The sequence below is a fragment of the Listeria monocytogenes ATCC 19117 genome (genome assembly GCF_000307025.1).
GTDB classification, from domain to species: domain Bacteria; phylum Bacillota; class Bacilli; order Lactobacillales; family Listeriaceae; genus Listeria; species Listeria monocytogenes_B.
In genome coordinates this window covers 2,082,986-2,101,676 of sequence record NC_018584.1, presented here as the reverse complement: position 1 = coordinate 2,101,676, position 18,691 = coordinate 2,082,986, and the positions used below count along the sequence as shown (strand labels likewise).

The 18,691-nt window shown below is 39.8% G+C and carries 15 protein-coding genes and 1 other annotated feature; of the genes, 11 read left to right on the top strand and 4 right to left on the bottom strand.

Going from position 1 to position 18,691, the window contains the following annotated elements; all coding sequences use genetic code 11:
* The 3 genes from LMOATCC19117_RS10340 (at position 1) to LMOATCC19117_RS10330 (ending at position 1,161) form a co-directional block, all read left to right on the top strand.
* Positions 1-486: a hypothetical protein gene (locus LMOATCC19117_RS10340; RefSeq protein ID WP_003733326.1), complete on the top strand. Its 486-nt coding sequence runs from the start codon at positions 1-3 to the stop codon at positions 484-486.
* Between the two features lie 27 nt (positions 487-513).
* On the top strand, positions 514-819 hold the full coding sequence (locus LMOATCC19117_RS10335) for an LPXTG cell wall anchor domain-containing protein (protein WP_003744274.1): 306 nt from the start codon (positions 514-516) through the stop codon (positions 817-819).
* A gap of 75 nt (positions 820-894) precedes the next feature.
* A complete protein-coding gene (locus LMOATCC19117_RS10330) occupies positions 895-1,161 on the top strand; it encodes a transposase (protein ID WP_003744273.1) in 267 nt (88 codons plus the stop codon).
* A gap of 323 nt (positions 1,162-1,484) precedes the next feature.
* On the opposite strand, the gene nadA is transcribed toward LMOATCC19117_RS10330, so the two are convergent.
* From nadA to nadB, 3 genes are read right to left on the bottom strand one after another with little or no spacing between them, the layout of a single operon-like run.
* Positions 1,485-2,585 (bottom strand): quinolinate synthase NadA, encoded by a 1,101-nt coding sequence (gene nadA / locus LMOATCC19117_RS10325; RefSeq protein ID WP_003725774.1) that lies wholly within the window; start codon positions 2,583-2,585, stop codon positions 1,485-1,487.
* Positions 2,582-3,427, bottom strand: coding sequence for a carboxylating nicotinate-nucleotide diphosphorylase (nadC, locus tag LMOATCC19117_RS10320; protein WP_003725773.1), 846 nt, complete (start codon positions 3,425-3,427; stop codon positions 2,582-2,584). Before nadC ends, nadA begins: the two co-directional genes overlap by 4 nt.
* Positions 3,424-4,878, bottom strand: coding sequence for an L-aspartate oxidase (gene nadB / locus LMOATCC19117_RS10315; protein WP_003725772.1), 1,455 nt, complete (start codon positions 4,876-4,878; stop codon positions 3,424-3,426). The genes nadC and nadB overlap by 4 nt, the downstream gene beginning before the upstream one ends.
* Before the next feature lie 131 nt (positions 4,879-5,009).
* Here nadB and LMOATCC19117_RS10310 point away from each other — a divergent pair, with 131 nt between their 5' ends.
* The 7 genes from LMOATCC19117_RS10310 (at position 5,010) to cspB (ending at position 12,612) form a co-directional block, all read left to right on the top strand.
* The gene (locus LMOATCC19117_RS10310; protein ID WP_003725771.1) at positions 5,010-6,116 is read left to right on the top strand and encodes an IscS subfamily cysteine desulfurase; all 1,107 of its coding nucleotides are present in this window, start codon (positions 5,010-5,012) and stop codon (positions 6,114-6,116) included.
* A 4-nt stretch (positions 6,117-6,120) separates the two neighbouring features.
* Entirely contained in the window at positions 6,121-6,642 is a 522-nt protein-coding gene (locus LMOATCC19117_RS10305; RefSeq protein ID WP_003727955.1) for a transcription repressor NadR, read from the top strand.
* Positions 6,643-6,737: 95 nt separating this feature from the next.
* Positions 6,738-7,265 carry a septum site-determining protein DivIVA gene (gene divIVA / locus LMOATCC19117_RS10300; protein ID WP_003725769.1) on the top strand — a complete coding sequence of 176 codons (528 nt, stop codon included), beginning with the start codon at positions 6,738-6,740 and terminating at the stop codon, positions 7,263-7,265.
* Positions 7,262-7,495: a binding site (T-box leader), on the top strand. It overlaps the preceding gene by 4 nt.
* Before the next feature lie 52 nt (positions 7,496-7,547).
* Entirely contained in the window at positions 7,548-10,313 is a 2,766-nt protein-coding gene (gene ileS, locus LMOATCC19117_RS10295) for an isoleucine--tRNA ligase (protein ID WP_003727956.1), read from the top strand.
* A 111-nt stretch (positions 10,314-10,424) separates the two neighbouring features.
* Positions 10,425-11,414 (top strand): diaminopimelate epimerase, encoded by a 990-nt coding sequence (dapF, locus tag LMOATCC19117_RS10290; protein WP_003725767.1) that lies wholly within the window; start codon positions 10,425-10,427, stop codon positions 11,412-11,414.
* Positions 11,415-11,427: 13 nt separating this feature from the next.
* The gene (locus tag LMOATCC19117_RS10285; RefSeq protein WP_003727958.1) at positions 11,428-12,123 is read left to right on the top strand and encodes a phosphatase PAP2 family protein; all 696 of its coding nucleotides are present in this window, start codon (positions 11,428-11,430) and stop codon (positions 12,121-12,123) included.
* Positions 12,124-12,411: 288 nt separating this feature from the next.
* A complete protein-coding gene (gene cspB, locus LMOATCC19117_RS10280) occupies positions 12,412-12,612 on the top strand; it encodes a cold-shock protein CspB (RefSeq protein WP_003723180.1) in 201 nt (66 codons plus the stop codon).
* Positions 12,613-12,680: 68 nt separating this feature from the next.
* Here cspB and LMOATCC19117_RS10275 read toward each other — a convergent pair whose 3' ends face one another.
* A complete protein-coding gene (locus LMOATCC19117_RS10275) occupies positions 12,681-15,791 on the bottom strand; it encodes an alpha-mannosidase (protein ID WP_014929092.1) in 3,111 nt (1,036 codons plus the stop codon).
* Between the two features lie 242 nt (positions 15,792-16,033).
* Between LMOATCC19117_RS10275 and LMOATCC19117_RS10265 the strand changes: the two genes are divergently transcribed.
* Positions 16,034-18,691: an alpha-mannosidase gene (locus LMOATCC19117_RS10265; RefSeq protein WP_003734399.1), complete on the top strand. Its 2,658-nt coding sequence runs from the start codon at positions 16,034-16,036 to the stop codon at positions 18,689-18,691.

The following is an 18,691-nucleotide window of genomic DNA, read 5'->3' as shown; positions in this document are numbered from 1 at the left end:
ATGAATAAATTAGTATTAAGTACGTTAAGTGTAGCAGCAATGGGTATGGTGTTTTTTAGCGGAGGGACAGCCTACGCGGCAGATAAAGAAGGAAATACAGTAGTGGAATATTCTGTTGAAGGGGATTATACCTTAGTTGTACCAGAAAAAGTAAATTTATCTAATGATAACGCCACAGAAATGTCTGTGAAAACAATCAATCGTAACTTAGAACCAGGAAAAGAAGTAGAGGTGACATTATCTAGTGGATTATCAGCCGATGGAGAGATTGAATTACAACGGGTTGGCGCTACTTCGGACGTAATAACTAGTAGTTTTAAAAGTAATAATAGTGTAGTACCCATGGCTAATCCCGTCATTGGAAGCTTTTCAGGATATGCGATGGAGGAAACAGAAGTAAGTAAAATTCAAATTGGAAACCCTCAAGGAGACAAAAAAGCTGGAGCATATCAAACAACGTTAACTTTTACAGCTGCTTTTAAATAAGAAATTACGAAAGGAGTTGTGCATTTCTTGAAAAGGAAATTAGTTCTGGCAATGGTACTAATCAGCTTTTGTGGGATGTTCTTCTTATCGCCTGACCGTGTTCAAGCTAGTCAGACAGTGGTTGAGGTGTTCATTTCAGAGGATGATTTGGATGTCAGTGAAGAAAACATACAGGAAATCCCTAAAAAAGAACTGGCAGCCTCTTCAGATAAGGATAACAAACAACCCATATTACCTAAAGCAGGTGATACAGTAACTAACTATACCTTGTTGGGCTTAGTGCTCGTCCTTATTTGGTTGATAATGCAAAGAAAAAGGAAGAAGAAAGAATAACCCCCTGTGACATCATCGTAATGTAGTAAGTAAAAAGGGAATAAAAATTTCTGTATTAGATAGGAAGTGATAGGTATGGCTCGAATCGAATATGAAGAAAAAATTCAAAAAAGCCTACTGGTTTTATACTCTAGGGGGTCTACCATACAGTCTATCTGCAGGGAGTATGGTATTCCTCGTTACGAATTTCACAAATGGATGAAGTTACATGATGCCGATAAACTGGAAACCAAAGAGGTGAAGACTTTCCTACAGATAAGAGAATTAAAACAACAAAAAAACAAATTAGAAGAAGAAATTTTGTTTTTAAATGAAGCAATCAATCTGTTGGAAAGTCCTTGAGAGGGATGATTTTAAGTATTGATTGATAGGTAGTATGAGAGAGAGGGTGATAATTTCATCTTCTCTTTTTTGCTTTTATATTTTGGTACAGCTGATTCATGTAAAAAAAGGGTATACCCAAAATATACACAAAACCATCAGTGTAAATGCATTTTTTTCAATGTATAGTTAGGGTGGATATTAAATGGTTGTGAAAAGAGTTGCTTTTTAGTCATGATAGTAGCATATGCTCGAGTAAGTTCTACAGATTAAAATTTAGATTGACAAATAGAAGCTTTTATAAAGGAGCTGAAACGAAAGCAGTTGCTGCTTTCGTTTTTTTATTAGCTTAATTGAAGCATTCTTTCTAAGGCTTTTAAGGCAAATTTGGTTGTCTGTTTATCGACTTTGATTTGGTTTCGTTGTTCGCCGTTTTGGATAGCTTCTAGTGTCCAGAGTAAATGTGGTAAATCAATTCGATTCATGGTCATACAAGGGCACATAAACGGATTTAGCGAGACGATTTTTTTATCTGGGTTTTCTTGGATAATGCGACCAACTAAATTGGCTTCGGTACCGACTGCCCATTCTGTGCCAGGTGCGGCATTGTTTATTTCAGTTACAATTTTTTTCGTTGAACCGGAATCATCTGCTAAAGAAACGACTTCATGGGTGCATTCGGGATGAACAATAATCCGCATTTTAGGATTGTTTTTACGAATGTTTTCGATATTTTTGACGGTGAAATGTTGGTGAACAGAGCAGTAGCCTTTCCACAGAATGACTTTACAATCATCCAAATTGCCCTCATATTCCAGTTCATTTTTTATCGGGTTCCAAATTGCCATATGTTCGAGGGGAATGCCTAGTTCGAACGCAGTGTTCCGACCTAGATGTTGATCCGGAAGAAAGAAAATCCGCTCTTTTTGTTCGAGCGCCCATGAGACAATTTTTGTTGCGTTACTAGATGTCACCGTAGTCCCACCATGTTCACCGACGAAGGATTTAATTGCGGCAGTGGAATTAATGTAAGTGACAGGTAAAATCGTATCGCCGAAAAGGGTTTGCAGTTTTGGCCAAGCATTTGTTAGCTGATGAATGTCCGCCATATCTGCCATCGAACAACCAGCGCGCATATCCGGCAAAGTAACAATCTGCTCGCTTGTCGTAAGCATATCCGCTGTTTCTGCCATAAAATGAACACCGCAAAAAACGATATGTTTGGCTTTTTTATTTTGTGCAGCAATTTGCGCTAATTGTAAGGAATCGCCAATCGCATCGGCAAATGGAACGACCTCATCTTTTTGATAATGGTGGCAGGGGATAAAGAGATTCTCGCCAAGCTGGGCTTTAATTTCCGTGACGCGGGCAATCATTTCGGCCTGCGTCATTTGCTTATAATGAGTTGGCATTGTATCTTGTTCGACCGTTTCTAGTAAATTCATGCCTTTATTCCTCCTTTGCTATTGAAACTGATGTCAAATGCACGAACGGAATGCGTTAAGGAGCCTAAAGAAAGGTAATTTGCCCCAGAACCCTTATAACGATGAATATTTTCTAAAGTGACATTACCGGAAATTTCTGTAGTAATGTGCGGGGGAACTAGCTTAACCAGTTGCTTGATTTCTTCCGGTGTGCGATTATCAAACATTATGATATCTGCGCCGGCTTGAACGGCTTCTTTTACTTGTTCAGCAGTTTCCGTTTCCACTTCGATTTTTACCATATGGCCAAGTTTTTCCCGTACAGTAGATACAGCACTTGTAATACCTCCAGAGAAGGCGATGTGGTTGTCTTTTAGCATAACACCATCGTATAGACCATTGCGATGATTAAAGCCGCCACCAGTCTGTACCGCGTATTTATCGAAGGCACGCAGACCGGGCGCTGTTTTCCTCGTGTCGCAAATTCGAATAGCGGAATCATCCAGTTGTTTGACAGCAAAATTAGTTTGGCTAGCGATACCACTCATCCGTTGCATTAAATTTAAAATGACCCGCTCACCGGAAAGTAACGTGCGAACTGGAGCCGTAACAGCCGCGATAATATCGCCTTTTTGAATCCAGTCACCATCTTTTTTATAAGCTTCAAATTGTATATTTCCACCGAGCAGTTCGTAAACTTTCGGTGGGATGGAAATGCCACAAAGAATACCTGTTTCTTTTGCTAGGAAAACACCTTCCCCCATTGTGTCACGGGGGAAAACAGTTTCTGCACTTAAGTCATGTTGACCGATATCTTCTAGTAAAAATGCTTGAATTGCTTGATTCATAAGTATGGAATTCATTTTATTACTCCTTTTAATATTCGATGTGCGCCGAGACTTTCTGTTCGTTTGAGCGCGCTTTCGGCGATTATTTTTGCGGTGATAAGCATGTGGCTAATTTCCGCTGTTTCTCGAGTGTGATTTGCGTAATCGAAATCAGTAAGCCAATGAAGAAATTCGGTGATTTTTTCTGGTTTTCTTGTGATGCCAAGCGTTTCCCAGATTTTCTCTTGAAGTAATTGTTTATCTGGTAAATGGGGTGTTCGGGTTTGGTTCGAAAGAGGGATTTCTGGATGGTCTATTAGGTTTGTTTTTTGCGTGAGAATGTATTCAGCCACTTTTTCACCAAAGACGAGCGTTTCAAGGAGGGAGTTACTGGCGAGACGGTTAGCGCCGTGCACACCTGCATTTGCAACCTCACCAATGGCATACAAACCGGGAATGTTCGTTTTACCTGATAGGTCGGTACGAATACCACCCATTAAAAAATGTGCGCCAGGATGAACCGGAATCCGCTTTGTTTCACGAAACGGGACGTGATATGCATCCAAGTTAGCAGTAATTCCTGGAAAACGTTCTTCAAAATTAGGAATTGGCGTGATATCAAGGAAAACCTCATTGCCATCTTGTATTTCTGCAAATAGCGTCGCAGCAACAATATCGCGCGGCGCAAGGTCAGCTCTCGGGTGAACATCAGTCATTACCGCCGAACCATCTGCGCGAATAAGTTTGGCTCCTTCACCGCGGACCGCTTCTGAAATAAGCCCATGACAACGTCCGTTTAGAAAGAGAAGAGTGGGATGAAATTGGATAAATTCCATATCGGTTAGCTTAGCACCAGCCCGGTAAGCCAGTGCTAAACCATCACCGGAAATTGTCGCCGCATTCGTCGTAACTGGAAAAAGTTGTCCAAGTCCGCCGCTTGCTAAAATAATATGTTCTCCGTAATAAGTATGTAGTCGATTTTCTTTATCTAAACAATGCACGCCGATAGCCGAATCGTTCTGTTTTATAATTTCGATAGCCATTTTTTGCTCTTGCCAGTGAATGTTTGTTAATTTTTCTTGTAAAAAAGTAGTAAGAAATTTGCCGGTTTGATCACCGCCAGTATGTAAAATTCGTGGCAATTGGTGTGCGCCTTCTAAACCAAGCGAAAGTTCACCATTTTGTTCGTCAAAAGTCATCCCTTCTGCGATTAATTTTTGGATAACGATTGGACCGTTGGTAACGAGTTGATTTACTGCGAGAACTTTATTATGAAAACAACCGGCTTGGAAGGTATCGCTAAAATGCTTTTTCGGGGTATCGTTTTTGGACACAGCTGCTGCGACACCGCCTTGAGCGAGCATCGAATTACTTTCTTCTTTGAGACCTTTTGTGATTATTGTCACATCATAGTCGTGCATTAATCTGAAGGCAGCAGTGCAACCTGCGATACCGCTCCCAATGATAATCACTCGTTCTTTTGTCATTGTTTCCACCTCTTGCATAGTAGGTTCGATTAATTGTATACTTCTTAATGAATATACAGATGTCTTGTCATCTATAATCACATAAAATCAAACTAAATTCAAGTATAAAATTTTAAGGGAGAGATAAAGAGATGATTTACTTTGACCATGCGGCTACTACGAAAATGAGTGAAGCTTCTTTACAAGTTTTTATGGATGCATCGCGAGAATTCTTTGCTAATTCGGAGAGTTTACATGATGCTGGGACGAAATCAGCGGCCCTTTTAGAAAAATGCCGGGAAAGTTTTTCTGAGTTATTACAAGTTCCAAACCGCGGGATTTTATTTACGAGTGGTGGAACAGAGAGTAATCAAATTGCCATCCAAACGCTAATCCATACAACTGATAAGAAAGAAGTGCTCGTAAGTCCGCTAGAACACGCTTCAGTTTGGCAGCAACTAATGGCACTCGAACAAGCGGGGAAGTGTCGGATTAAAGTATTACCAGTTGATTCGTTTGGGCAAGTAAATCCAGCTACTTTAGAAAAAATGATTTCTGCTGAGACGGGGCTTATTATTATTCAACATGTTAATTCGGAAATCGGAACCATCCAACCAATCGCGGAACTAGCTCATATTGCTAAAAAAGCAGGTGTCTTTTTTCATACCGATATCGTTCAATCCTTTGGAAAAATTGATTTAGATTTAAGTGATGCCACTAGTTTTAGTATTTCATCGCATAAAATTTATGGACCAAAAGGGGCGGGAATACTTTTTATGAAACCAGATTCTCCTTTGCAGGCAGTTTTGCCAGATGTACATCATGAATTTGGCTTTAGACCGGGGACAGTAAATGTTCCAGCTATTGCTGCCTTTACAACTGCCGCCTATGATATAATAGAAAATAGAGAACAAGAAGCGATTAGAGCTATGAAACTAAAAGCTGCGATTTGCGACACATTAGAAGCGCGAGTAGAAGTGGAAGGTGGACCCAATACATCGCCGTATATTTTAGGACTTACTTTGCCAAATATGCAAGGTCAGGAAGCGTTACTTGCTTTAAACGAAGCAGATATTCAAATCTCGACGACAAGTGCATGTAGTTTACGTGATTTAGCTCCGTCCAGAACATTAATCGCTACTGGAAAAACAACAGAAGAAGCAAACCGTTTTATCCGCTTATCTTTTGGAAGAGAAAATGAATTAAACGATAGTATTATTTTTAAAGAAGAAATCGATAAATTATTACGAAAAAGGTGATAAGATGAAAAAAATATTAGGAGATACGCGTAGGCAAATGATTTTAAAATGGCTAAAAGAAGCCGAGGCGCCAATTTCTGGAAATCAATTAGCACAGAAAACAAATGTTAGCCGCCAAGTGATTGTTCAAGATATTTCTTTGTTAAAAGCTGGCAATGAACCAATTATGGCTACCCCACAAGGCTATATTTATGCGAAAGAAACAAGTTATACAGGGGAAAGGCGCGTTATTGCCGTGAAACATACGAAAGAACAAGCTGCCGAGGAACTAAATATTTTGGTAGATCACGGTGTTTCCATTATTGATGTGATTGTGGATCATCCAATATACGGCGAAATCACCGCTTCACTACATTTAAAAAGCCGTTTTGATGTAGAGAAATTTGTGCGGAAATTGCAAACAACAGGAGCAACAATGCTGTCTGGTTTAACGGATGGAACACATTTACATACGATTGAAGCAGATACGAAAGAACAATTAGAACAAGCGATTAAGGCGCTAGATAAAGCTGGATTTTTAATCTAACCATTTTTCAATATAAATTCTAGGAAAAAGCTAGTAACTATGGTAGAATGTATGTTAGGTATTTATAAACAAATAGTCGTATGGAGGTGCTAGATATGCCATTATCGCCGCTGGATATACATAACAAAGAGTTTACCCGTGGTTTTAGAGGTTATGACGAAGACGAAGTAAATGACTTCCTCGATCAAATCATTAAAGATTATGAACAAGTTATTAAAGAGAAAAAGCGTATTGAGGACACTTTAAATAATAGTGAAGAACGTTTAGGTCATTTTACAAACATTGAAGAAACATTAAACAAATCATTAATCGTGGCACAAACAGCTGCCGAAGAAGTGAAAGCTTCCGCTGAAAAAGAAGCAAAACTTATTATCCGTGAAGCTGAAAAAAATGCAGACCGAATTTTAAGCGACTCACTTTCTAAAGCTCGTAAAATCGCGATTGAAATTGAAGACTTAAAACGTCAATCTAAAGTATTCCGCGAGCGTCTGCGTATGTTAGTAGAAGCGCAAATGGATTTAATTAAAAGTGAAGATTGGCAGCAAATGATGGCTTACGATGTAGATGCAACAGAATTAGCGTCTATTAAAGAAGTCGAAGCTGCTGAATCAGAAGAACGTTAAAAACGATTATAAGAGACAAGTAAATTTTTTAGACAAAGGATATGAAGCGAGTTGGTAAATGGTGCGAGACCAACTATCCTCTAAAAAATAGAAATCACTCTTTAGTTCTAACCCGAAAAAGCAATCGCTTGAGTAAGTGTTAGCGCGAGCCAGCGTTATGGCATTAATGAAGTGGGCAAGCAACAAAATTGCATGTCAACAAGGGTGGTACCGCGAATCTCGTCCCTTTTTTGGGAGAGATTTTTTTGTGTTTAAAAATAAAGATTTAAAGGAGAATAGAGTATGGAATATAAAGATACGTTATTAATGCCAAAAACAGATTTTCCGATGCGTGGAAACCTGCCAAACAAAGAACCTGAATGGCAAGCAAAATGGGAAGAAGAAAAACTATATGAGAAGATTCAAGAAAAAAATGCTGGACGCAAGGCGTACATTTTGCATGATGGGCCTCCTTATGCTAACGGTGAGCTTCACATGGGTCACGCTCTAAACAAAACAATCAAAGATATTATCGTCCGTTATAAATCAATGGCTGGCTTCAGCTCCCCGTATGTTCCAGGTTGGGACACACACGGACTACCAATTGAGACAGCTATCGCCAAAAAAGGCGTTAAACGGAAAGAAATGTCTATTGCTGAATTCCGTAAACTATGTGCCGAATATGCAATGACGCAAGTAGACGGTCAACGTACAGGATTCAAACGACTTGGAATTAACGGTGACTGGGAAAATCCTTACATTACACTTTTACCAGAATACGAAGCAGAGCAAATCAAAGTCTTCGGTGAAATGGCGAAAAAAGGTTACATTTACAAAGGTAAAAAACCGGTTTATTGGTCTCCTTCTAGTGAATCTGCGCTGGCAGAAGCAGAAATCGAATATCAGGATAAAAAATCTGCTTCGATTTTTGTTGCCTTTAAAGTTACTGACGGAAAAGGTGTACTAGATGAAGGAACGAATATCGTTATCTGGACAACAACTCCTTGGACAATTCCTGCAAACATGGGTATTACTGTTAACCCTGATTTGGACTATGTAGTAATTGAATCCGCTGGGGAAAAATATGTTGTAGCAGAAGCACTTTTACCAAGCTTACGCGAAAAACTAGGCTTTGAAGATGCGACAGTAGTGAAAACAGTTCGTGGTTCTGAACTTGACCGCGTTGTAACTAAACACCCATTCTATGACCGTGATTCCTTAGTAATGAACGGGGAACATGCTACTGCTGAAGCCGGTACTGGTGCGGTTCATACGGCTCCTGGACACGGGGAAGATGACTTTTTAATCGGGAAAAAATACGATTTAGAAGTACTTGCTCCACTAGATGATCGTGGTGTATTCACAGAGGAAGCACCGGGATTTGAAGGCGTATTTTACGATACAGCGAACAAAATGGTCACAGAAAAACTAGAAGAAGTGGGCGCACTACTAAAAATGGAATTCATCACTCACTCTTATCCACATGATTGGCGTACGAAAAAACCAGTTATTTTCCGTGCAACAGCGCAGTGGTTTGCTTCGATTGACGCATTCCGTGATGATTTACTCGCTGCTGTTAAAGGTGTTAATTGGACTCCTGCTTGGGGTGAAACACGTTTATTCAATATGGTTCGCGACCGCGGCGACTGGGTTATTTCTCGTCAACGTGCATGGGGCGTTCCACTACCGATTTTCTATGCGGAAAATGGGGAAGCGATTATCACAGACGAAACAATTAATCACATTTCTGAACTTTTCCGTGAGCATGGTTCGAATGTTTGGTTTGAACGCGATGTGAAAGATTTATTACCTGCTGGCTTTACGCATCCAGGTAGTCCAAATGGAGAATTTACAAAAGAAACCGATATTATGGACGTTTGGTTTGATTCAGGTTCTAGTCATCAAGCTGTGCTGAATGCTCGCCCAGAATTAAGTCGTCCGGCTGATTTATATATGGAAGGCTCTGACCAATATCGTGGCTGGTTCAACTCATCCTTAACAACTGCTGTAGCAATCACTGGTGAAGCGCCTTATCGTAACGTGCTAAGCCATGGTTTCGCACTGGATGGGGAAGGTCGCAAAATGAGTAAATCACTTGGAAATACTTTACTTCCAGGCAAAGTAATTAAACAACTTGGTGCGGATATTGTTCGCCTTTGGGTTGCTTCAGTGGATTATCAAGCTGATGTTCGTGTTAGTGATGAAATCTTAAAACAAGTATCCGAAGTATACCGTAAAATCCGTAACACAATGCGTTTCTTACTAGGAAATATTAATGACTTTAATCCAACTACTAACGCCGTTTCTTATGAAAACTTACGTGAAGTTGACAAATATATGCTAATTAAATTAAATGATTTAGTGAAAAATGTGAAGGATAACTATGAAGCTTTCGAATTCTCTACTATTTACCACCAAATCAATAATTTCTGTACAGTAGAATTAAGCCAATTTTATATGGACTTTGCCAAAGATGTTGTTTACATCGAAGCGGCTGATAGTCATGATCGTCGTGCTATGCAAACTGTCTTTTATGAAGCGGTTGTTACGTTAACCAAATTACTTGCTCCAATTTTACCGCATACAACAGAAGAAGTTTGGAATAGCTTGATTGGTGAAGGCGTGGAAAGTATTCACTTGCAAGACTTGCCAGAGGTTAAAGTATTAGCGGATAGCGAAGAAATTACAGCGAAATGGGACGCATTCATGCAAATCCGTGATAACGTCCAAAAAGCGTTAGAATTCGCTCGTAACGAAAAATTAATCGGTAAATCAATGCTTGCTAAAGTAACTTTATATGTAGACGGCGAAGCGAAAACACTATTTGATTCTTTAGAAGGCGATTTTGCACAACTGTTTATCGTTTCTGACTTTGAACTTGTGGAAGGTTTAGAAAATGCACCAGAATCTGCATTCAAATCAAATCAAGTAGCTGTTCAAATTACCGTAGCAGAAGGCGAAACTTGTGAACGTTGCCGTGTAGTGAAAAAAGATGTAGGCGTAAATCCAAAACATCCAACACTGTGTGGCCGCTGTGCGGATATTGTTGTAAAACACTACGAAGCTTAATGCTCGCTTGGGGAAAATCCTACTCATTTCAAAAGGAGGTTCCCCAAGCTTTTTTAATTTAAGATGTGGTATTATAGACGTAATTCCAAATAGAGGAGGTTGCTTGACGTAATGGAAACAATTCACTTTACAAAAGTACATGGTTCGCAAAACGATTTTTTCTTAGTTGATGAAGAGGAAAATCACATCACAGAATGGTCGGATGAAAAACGTGCTAATTTTGCGATAAAGCTTTGCGATAGAAAGCACTCGCTTGGCGGGGCAGACGGAATTTTATATGTCACAAAAAGCAGTGAAGTTGGACCAATTGGCCAAATGCGTGTCGTTAATTCAGATGGCTCAATTGCTTCGATGTGCGGGAATGGCTTAAGAACGGTAGCTCGCTATTTACTTGAGAAACATGCTTTGACAGATGCAAAAGTAGAAACTATGAAAGCGATACTTGATGTCAAAAAAGCAACTTCGCTTGGTTTTGATATTCCAACCTATCAAGTGGAAATTTCTCCTGTTAAATTTGCAGCAGAAACATTACCGATGCATGTAGGCGTGGAAAAATTATTTAATCAAGTTATCCCAGAACTTGATGCAGAACTCGCTTTTTCTGCTGTTTCTGTTCCTAATCCGCATTTGATTACATTTGTGGACCAAGCTGTGCTAGATTCCGATAAACAAGAAAAATTAGCAAGTTATTTAAATAGCGAAAATCCGTATTTCCCAGATGGCGTGAATGTAAGCTTTGTGAAACGTTTAAGCGATGATGCTATTTATGTGCGTACTTTTGAACGCGGCGTCGGTTTTACGAATGCATGTGGAACAGCGATGTCGGCTTGTAGTTTGATTAAAAAAATGTTAGATAATGATATATTGGAAACGCCGCTAAATGTTTATAATGATGGCGGAAGAGTGCAAGTAACTGCGAAAAAAGATGCTGCTGGTGAAATTTCGCTACAACTGATTGGCAATGCCACTTTTGTTAGCAAAGGTTCCGTTCGTTATGAAAATGATGTCGTTACAGAGCTTACAAATGAAGCGACAGCTGAACAAGCTCAGTATCAGGCGCTTGTAAAAGAAGTAAAAGAATTTCTAAAAACAACCGAATGAAAAGGAGTTAACCATGAATACAAATCGTAAAAAAGCAACACCGTTATTCGTTATTGGCGGATTTTGCCTTATTTTATTTATTACTATCGCTTCCGCTATCGCAACAGAAAGTAACTGGGTAGCACGTTTTGACTTAAGCTGGATTGAAAAAATCCGCGGCGGCATTCAACCGGATAAAACAGCCATTGTTAAATTTCTAACTACTTTAGGAAGCGCAGAAACGACAATTATTTTGACTATCGTAGTCGTTCTTATTTTATTCTTTTTACGAAAATTTGTTGTCGGACTTTGGTTTGGTGGAACGATGCTTGTTTGTGGAGTAGTCTTAAATCTTGTCTTGAAAAGTTTGGTTGGTCGTACGCGTCCAGCTAGCGTGAACTGGTTAGTAAGCGAGTCAGGCTTTAGTTTCCCAAGTGGACATGCGACGGCAACGGCTGTTTTTTATGGTCTTGCAGCGATGTTCTTGATTTTCACAGTGCCAAAAATGTGGCAAAAAATCGTTATCGGTATTATCGGTTATGGTTTTATCCTGTTTGTCATGTATACACGCGTTTATCTTGGTGTGCATTTCCCGACGGATGTACTTGGTGGATTTTTCCTTGGTACAGCATCGGTATTTATCTCACTAGGCGTTTATTTCTTAGTACGAAAACCATTACATAATTTACTTGTGAAATGGCGGATTAAAGATAAAAGTATTACAGAATAATATAAAAACCCTGTTATAAGAATTAGCTTATAGCAGGGTTTTTCAGATAGTAAACTGAATACTCTATTTTGTAACCGTACGGCTTTTTCACTTGATTTATTTGCTCGTTGGCGTTAATATATAAGTGTTGATAGTAGCTAATTTGCTTATTATCAAGGATATTGATGTGGAGTGAGTATCTTTGCTAATATGTGAATTTTGTAATTGAAAAAATGATTAGCTTGTTGTTAACATCTTTTTCGTTAGTAAAAGAAACATATTAAGAAAATTTTTGGAGGTTTGTGAAATATGCAAACAGGTACAGTTAAATGGTTTAACAGTGAAAAAGGCTTCGGTTTCATCGAAGTAGAAGGCGGAGATGATGTATTCGTACACTTCAGCGCTATCGAAGGTGAAGGATTCAAAACTTTAGACGAAGGTCAAAGCGTTGAATTTGAAATCGTTGAAGGCCAACGTGGCCCACAAGCAGAAAAAGTTACTAAACTTTAATCTGTTCACGTTAAACTAATAAAAACACGCAGCGGACTTCTTAGGGAGAAGCCTTGCTGCGTGTTTTTTTATGCTAAATGAATTCGGTATGTTTTTATTTCAAATGGAGCTACTGCAAAGGTCGGATTGGAAAGCGATGTTTCGTTTTCCTCAAGTAAGTTGCATTCTGTGATTGAGGTAATCGGGTAACCACTTGTGATTGTTACTTCGCCGTGAGTTCCCGCAAATTCATGCAATCGTAAAATGATACCATCACCGTCCTCGGCTTGTTTAATGCTATCAATCATCACGTAAGGATTGGTCACTTGGAAAAGAGAAAAAGTTTCAATTTCCCCCTTGGAAGTGAAAATTGGATTATTCAATTCCCATGCTGCTTGAACTGTTTCCCCGTCTAAAAAATCACCTTGATGTGGATAGAGCGAATAAGTGAATTGGTGGATTCCTAAATCGGCATCTGGATCTGGATAACCGGCTGCTTTCAGAAGTGTAAGGCGGATAGTTGAATCTTTAATATCATAGCCGTATTTGGAATCATTTAACAAACTGACGCCGTAATTTTTCTCCGAAAGATCAGCCCATTGATGTCCAACGGTTTCAAAGCGAGCATAATCCCAACTTGTATTCCAGTGCGTTGGGCGTTTGACGTTCCCGAATTGGATGTCATAGCTAGCTTCACTGGCATGCACAGCGACAGGGAAGGCGACTTTAAGCAACTGGTTACGATCTCGCCAGTCGACCTCGGTTTCAAATCTGATTTCAGGGCTCTCGTGATAAAAATGAATCCACTGAGTGATTTGAGATTTTTCGGAATGTAGCACTTGCTTCATAGTGAATTGGAGTGGCCCGTTCTCGGTTATTTCAACTGAATCTAGCGCGCTGATTTCTTTTTGTTTTTCTTGATAGAATAGGTCGATATCCCAGGCGTCATGCCACATCGGCTTATCTTCAAATAATTGAAATACATTACCTCGCGCATTTTCCGCTATTACTTGGCGGTTATTTTTTTTGTCAAAAATGGACGTGAATTGTCCGGCTTTATTCCATTTGATTTGATAGAAGGGTGTTTCCAATTGGTTATTTTTGTAGTGAAAAGATGGTTGTTCTAAAATGTTTGCTGTTTCTTTAACAGAAATAGTTGTAGCACCAAGCGCAGGTATGTTTGGATGCTGGATAAGCCAGGCATTATTTACCAATTTTTGCGCAGGCAGTGGAGCATTATTTTCATCATAAAAGGCTAAATGGTTCGATTGATTGTCGGGTGAAATTTCGATGTATCGCGGTCTGGACCAAGTGGAACTATTCCAAAGTGTTATTTTTTCATCGGCATCTGTAGTTAAATTGGTCAATTGATTAGAAATTAACGTATTATTTTCCGTCATAGCTTCCGTGTACTCAATTAGAGCGTCGTCATAAACTTCTTTGATGGAAGAGCCGGGAATAATATCATGAAACTGATTTCGAAGTAAAATTTGCCAAATGCCTGCTAATTTTTCAGTTGGGTAAGACGTTCCTTGTTTTAGATTTGCTAAAACGGAAAGCCATTCGCTATTTCGTAAGCCGAGTTCGATTTTTCGATTCATTTTTTTCGTAAAGGCTTGGCTCGTATAAGTTCCGCGGTGATATTCGAAGTAAAGTTCGCCGTTCCAAGTATGAACATATTGGTCTGTCGTATTTATCGTTTCGTGTAAATCGTTGAAATAAGAAGTAGCACTTTTTGGTTTTACTTCAGGAATTCCTGGCATCGTATCATAACGACGGCGCATCTCTAGCATTTCTCGGTTCACACCGCCACCACCATCTCCGTAGCCGTAAGCAAGTAGTAATTCTTGGTTTACCTCTTTATCTTGATATTTGTCCCAAAGACCAACAAGTTCTCGTGCTGTCATTTTGCCATTATAGGTTGAAATGCGGCTATTTTTTTCTGGTGCAGTGATGAAATGGGTCAAAATTTCTGTACCATCAATTCCGCGCCACTGGAACGTATCATGAGGCATACGATTATATTGATTCCAGCTTATTTTGGTTGTCATAAAAGTCTTAATGCCTGATTTACGAAGGATTTGTGGTAAAGCCCAGCTATAGCCAAATACATCCGGCAACCATAGAAAACTAGAAGGTTTACCAAATTCTTCGCGTAAAAATTTCTGACCGTAGAGCATTTGCCGTACGAGGGATTCACCGCTAGGAATATTACAATCTGCTTCAAGCCACATTCCACCGTCAGCTTCCCAGTTTCCTTCGCTAATTTTCGTTTTGATTTTCGCATAAATTTCTGGGTAATCTTCTTTGATATAGGCGTAAAGTTGCGGTTGCGATTGGAGAAATAAGTATTCAGGATAGTCTTCCATTAAATGAAGCACAGTCGAAAATGATCGTGCGGCTTTTTCGCGAGTATGCTTTAAGCGCCATAGCCATGCTACATCTATATGTGTATGCCCAACAGCCGCCACTTTGATAGGAAAATTTTTCGGCATTTTTTCCAGTGCGGCTTGTAAGATTTGGTTGGCTGTTGCCATCGAGGCAAGGTTTTGTTCGGATCCTGGTGTACTCCAATCAATTGCAAGGTAAGCGCGATTAATCGCTTGGAGGAGCGGCGCATGGGTTGGATTTTTTTCTTCGAGTTGGTCGAGTGTTTTTAAAGTTGCTTTACTCGTGAAATACAAATCATCAATGACGAGATTTAAGTATCCAATAAAGGCTTCTTTTAACTGGTGTGTCTGGATAGTAGGAGTGCCGCCGCCTTCCAGTCCGGACCATAAACGGAAGACCAGTTCCACCTTTTTTCCAGCAAAACTATCTGGGAAAAGAACTTCGCGGTGATTTTGATCGACGCCTTGATATGGTTCCCCATTAACAAATAATAGTGATTCAAAGCCGGAATTGTGGCCGTCGCCGGTATTCCCAAAGTCAAAGTAGCCAATCAAGCGCGTGTCAGTTTTGGTGTCTGGAAAAGTAATGGTTGTTTTGAGCCAGACATAACGGTCCCTACCTGACCAGTTTTCCCCGATAGTCAATTCGTTATCATACAAGACGTTATTTGGTCGTGCAGCGATTTCTCCATCCATATCCTCGGCTGCTTGGAAATTACGGATAGGATAAGTTTTTTCGTAACGATAAAGCGCGACTTCATCCAGACGGCCTCGTAGTTTATCTTTAGTGAAAAACATATGTATACTCATATCCTTTCTATTTTGTCTAGAACGGTTTCAATATATCATAGCGGCAAAAGATGTCAATTTGGCTTTTTTTGGGTATGCTGGGAGATTCTCTTAGAGTGGGAAGGATTACGCTTTCTTGTAATGGACAAATCAAGGGAAAATGGATTATTCATAGTAGTTTTTCACCTAGCATTGCAATTCACTTTAGCCCTTACTATACTTAGCTTGAAAGCGAATACAAAAAGGATATTTGGAGGGGCAAAATGACTAGAAAGAAAGCGCATATTATTTCTCATTCTCATTGGGATAGAGAATGGTTTTTACCACTGGAAAGTTTGAGATTTAGGCTCGTTACACTTATGGACGACGTAGAAGCATTACTTGATAAGGAAGATGGATTTCATCATTTTCATATGGATGGGCAAATGATTATGTTAGAAGATTATTTGGCTGTGAAACCCGCTAAAAGAGAAAAAATGAAGCAGCTGGTTGCGGACGGAAAACTGCGAATCGGACCGTGGTACATGTTGCAAGATGCTTTTTTGACAAGTGGAGAAGCGAATATTCGTAATTTGCAGTATGGTCTAGAAATGGCAGAAGAATTCGGTCAAGTAGAGAAAATTGGTTATTTTCCTGATACGTTTGGTTTATATGGCCAAGTGCCACAACTCATGCGCCAAGCTGGTTTTGATACGGTCGTTTTCGGTCGTGGAGTCAATCCAACCGGCTTTAACAACCAAGTTTTTGATAGCGCTTTTGCCTCGAAATATTCGGAGATGTTTTGGGAAAGCCCGGACGGGTCGAAAGTATTAGGGATTTTACTCGCAAATTGGTATTCCAATGGCAATGAAATTCCGGTGGATAAAGAAGCCGCAAAAGTTTTCTGGGATAAGAAATTAGCGGATGTGGAACGGTTCGCATCGACGGATGAATGGTTATTTATGAACGGCTGTGATCATCAGCCAGTGCAAACTGATTTAGCGGAAGCATTGGAAGTGGCACGGGAACTTTATCCTGAGGTGGAGTTTATCCATAGCCATTTTGAAAAATATCAAGAGGCTGTCAAAGCTGGTCTTGCTCCTGAAAAATTACAAACGGTTCACGGAGAATTAACGAGCCAACAATCAGATGGATGGTCTACACTCGCCAACACAGCATCTTCACGTATTTACTTAAAACAAGCAAATGCGAAAATAGAGCGTTTATTAGAGCGTTTGGCTGAACCGATTTCCGTGATGGCGACAGAAGCCGGTGTCCAGTATCCACATGAATACTTAGCTTATGCTTGGAAATTACTTATGGAAAATCAAATCCATGATAGTATCACGGGATGTAGTTTGGATGAGGTGCACCGTGAAATGGAAGCTCGTTTTGAAAAAGTCGAACAGGCGACTATGGCAATTATTCAAAACGCCGCGCGTCAAATCACGGAACAAATTACAACGAATGAAGCGGGCATTCCTATTACGGTATTTCATGCAGGTGGCCTTGAAGCAACGAGATCCATAGAACTCGAACTTGAAACAGATGCAATTCATTTTTCTGAGATGCATTTTGAATTAATACCAGACGAATTAGCGAAACTTCCAGAGCAAAGTTTTCGATTAGAAACAAGTACTGGCGAGGAAATTCCGGTTGTTGTTGAGTCGCTTGGCATTCGATTTAATTACGATTTACCAGAACGGAAATTCCGTGATTCTTATTTTGCGAGAAAGTACAAACTAACCTTTGCCGTGGAAAATTTGCCAGCGGTTGGTTATGAAACAATTTACGCGCATCCGGTTGATTTGGTGAATGAATCAGCGAACCAAACACAAGATTTGTTTTTAGAAAATCGCTTTTTAAAAGTGGAAGTTGCGGCGAATGGGACGTATACGATTTTAGATAAAGAAAAAGCGATAGAAATTGCAGGTGTTGGGGCATATGAGGATGCGGGCGACATCGGTAATGAATATATGTTTAAAGAAACCGGCGATAACTTGCGAATAAATACACTTCATTCCAAACCGGCAATTCGAGTACAACGAGAGGATAAACTCGGCAAAACAATCGAAATAAACCATGAAATTGAAATACCAGAAAGCGCAAGTTCCGCCTTTGCGGAAGAAAAACGTCGCCTAGTATGGCATCCTGACCGGCAGTCGGAGCGCTCGGAAAATTTTACTACATTTAAAATCACGACAGAATTAACGCTAAATAAACACGATAAACAATTAACTATCCGCGTGAAACTAAATAACAACGTAGATGACCATCGACTCCGCGTGCTTTTCCCGACTGGAAAACAAACAGAAACACATCAAGTGGGAAGTGTTTTTGAAGTAGTAACACGCGCGAATAAACAAGTCAAAGAATGGACAAATCCTGCTAAAGATAACCGAAAACAAGGCTTTGTTGCTAGTGGAAATATCGTTGTCGCAAGTCTTGGTTTACCAGAATATGAAGTAAGCGAACATGGTGACAAACTAGAATTAACGTTGCTTCGCGCAGTATCTGAAATAGGCGATTGGGGTGACTTCCCGGCATATGAAGCGGAATGCCACCGAGAGATTACAGCAGAGTTTCACGTTTTCCTAACAGATGATTCTGATGTTGCAAATAGCACCATACCAGCACAAGTAAACGCATGCTTGACTCCTATTTTTGCATTCCAACACAAATCAGCAACGAAAGAAAACATTCTCGCAGAAAAAAGAGATTTTGCAGAATGGAAAACAGAGGCTGGATTTGTCTTCTCAGCATTTAAACTCGCTAAAGACAACCAACCGATTATCCGATTCTTCCAAACCGCAAGTGAACCAAAACAGCTACAGACGATGCAACCGTGGCAGAAATCGACTATTTTGGAAGAAACGACGGGAGATGCCAAAAAACAATTTATCGCTAGTCCAAACGAAATCATCACTTTAAAAGGAGTGTAA

What these genes read in the sequence shown, in the direction of transcription:
- LMOATCC19117_RS10340 (WP_003733326.1), top strand. Translation starts at nt 1, where the DNA reads ATGAATAAATTAGTATTAAGTACGTTAAGTGTAGCAGCAATGGGTATG.
- LMOATCC19117_RS10330 (WP_003744273.1), top strand. Translation starts at nt 895, where the DNA reads ATGGCTCGAATCGAATATGAAGAAAAAATTCAAAAAAGCCTACTGGTT.
- nadA (WP_003725774.1), bottom strand. Translation starts at nt 2,585, where the DNA reads ATGAATTTACTAGAAACGGTCGAACAAGATACAATGCCAACTCATTAT.
- nadC (WP_003725773.1), bottom strand. Translation starts at nt 3,427, where the DNA reads ATGAATTCCATACTTATGAATCAAGCAATTCAAGCATTTTTACTAGAA.
- nadB (WP_003725772.1), bottom strand. Translation starts at nt 4,878, where the DNA reads ATGACAAAAGAACGAGTGATTATCATTGGGAGCGGTATCGCAGGTTGC.
- LMOATCC19117_RS10310 (WP_003725771.1), top strand. Translation starts at nt 5,010, where the DNA reads ATGATTTACTTTGACCATGCGGCTACTACGAAAATGAGTGAAGCTTCT.
- LMOATCC19117_RS10305 (WP_003727955.1), top strand. Translation starts at nt 6,121, where the DNA reads ATGAAAAAAATATTAGGAGATACGCGTAGGCAAATGATTTTAAAATGG.
- divIVA (WP_003725769.1), top strand. Translation starts at nt 6,738, where the DNA reads ATGCCATTATCGCCGCTGGATATACATAACAAAGAGTTTACCCGTGGT.
- ileS (WP_003727956.1), top strand. Translation starts at nt 7,548, where the DNA reads ATGGAATATAAAGATACGTTATTAATGCCAAAAACAGATTTTCCGATG.
- dapF (WP_003725767.1), top strand. Translation starts at nt 10,425, where the DNA reads ATGGAAACAATTCACTTTACAAAAGTACATGGTTCGCAAAACGATTTT.
- LMOATCC19117_RS10285 (WP_003727958.1), top strand. Translation starts at nt 11,428, where the DNA reads ATGAATACAAATCGTAAAAAAGCAACACCGTTATTCGTTATTGGCGGA.
- cspB (WP_003723180.1), top strand. Translation starts at nt 12,412, where the DNA reads ATGCAAACAGGTACAGTTAAATGGTTTAACAGTGAAAAAGGCTTCGGT.
- LMOATCC19117_RS10275 (WP_014929092.1), bottom strand. Translation starts at nt 15,791, where the DNA reads ATGAGTATACATATGTTTTTCACTAAAGATAAACTACGAGGCCGTCTG.
- LMOATCC19117_RS10265 (WP_003734399.1), top strand. Translation starts at nt 16,034, where the DNA reads ATGACTAGAAAGAAAGCGCATATTATTTCTCATTCTCATTGGGATAGA.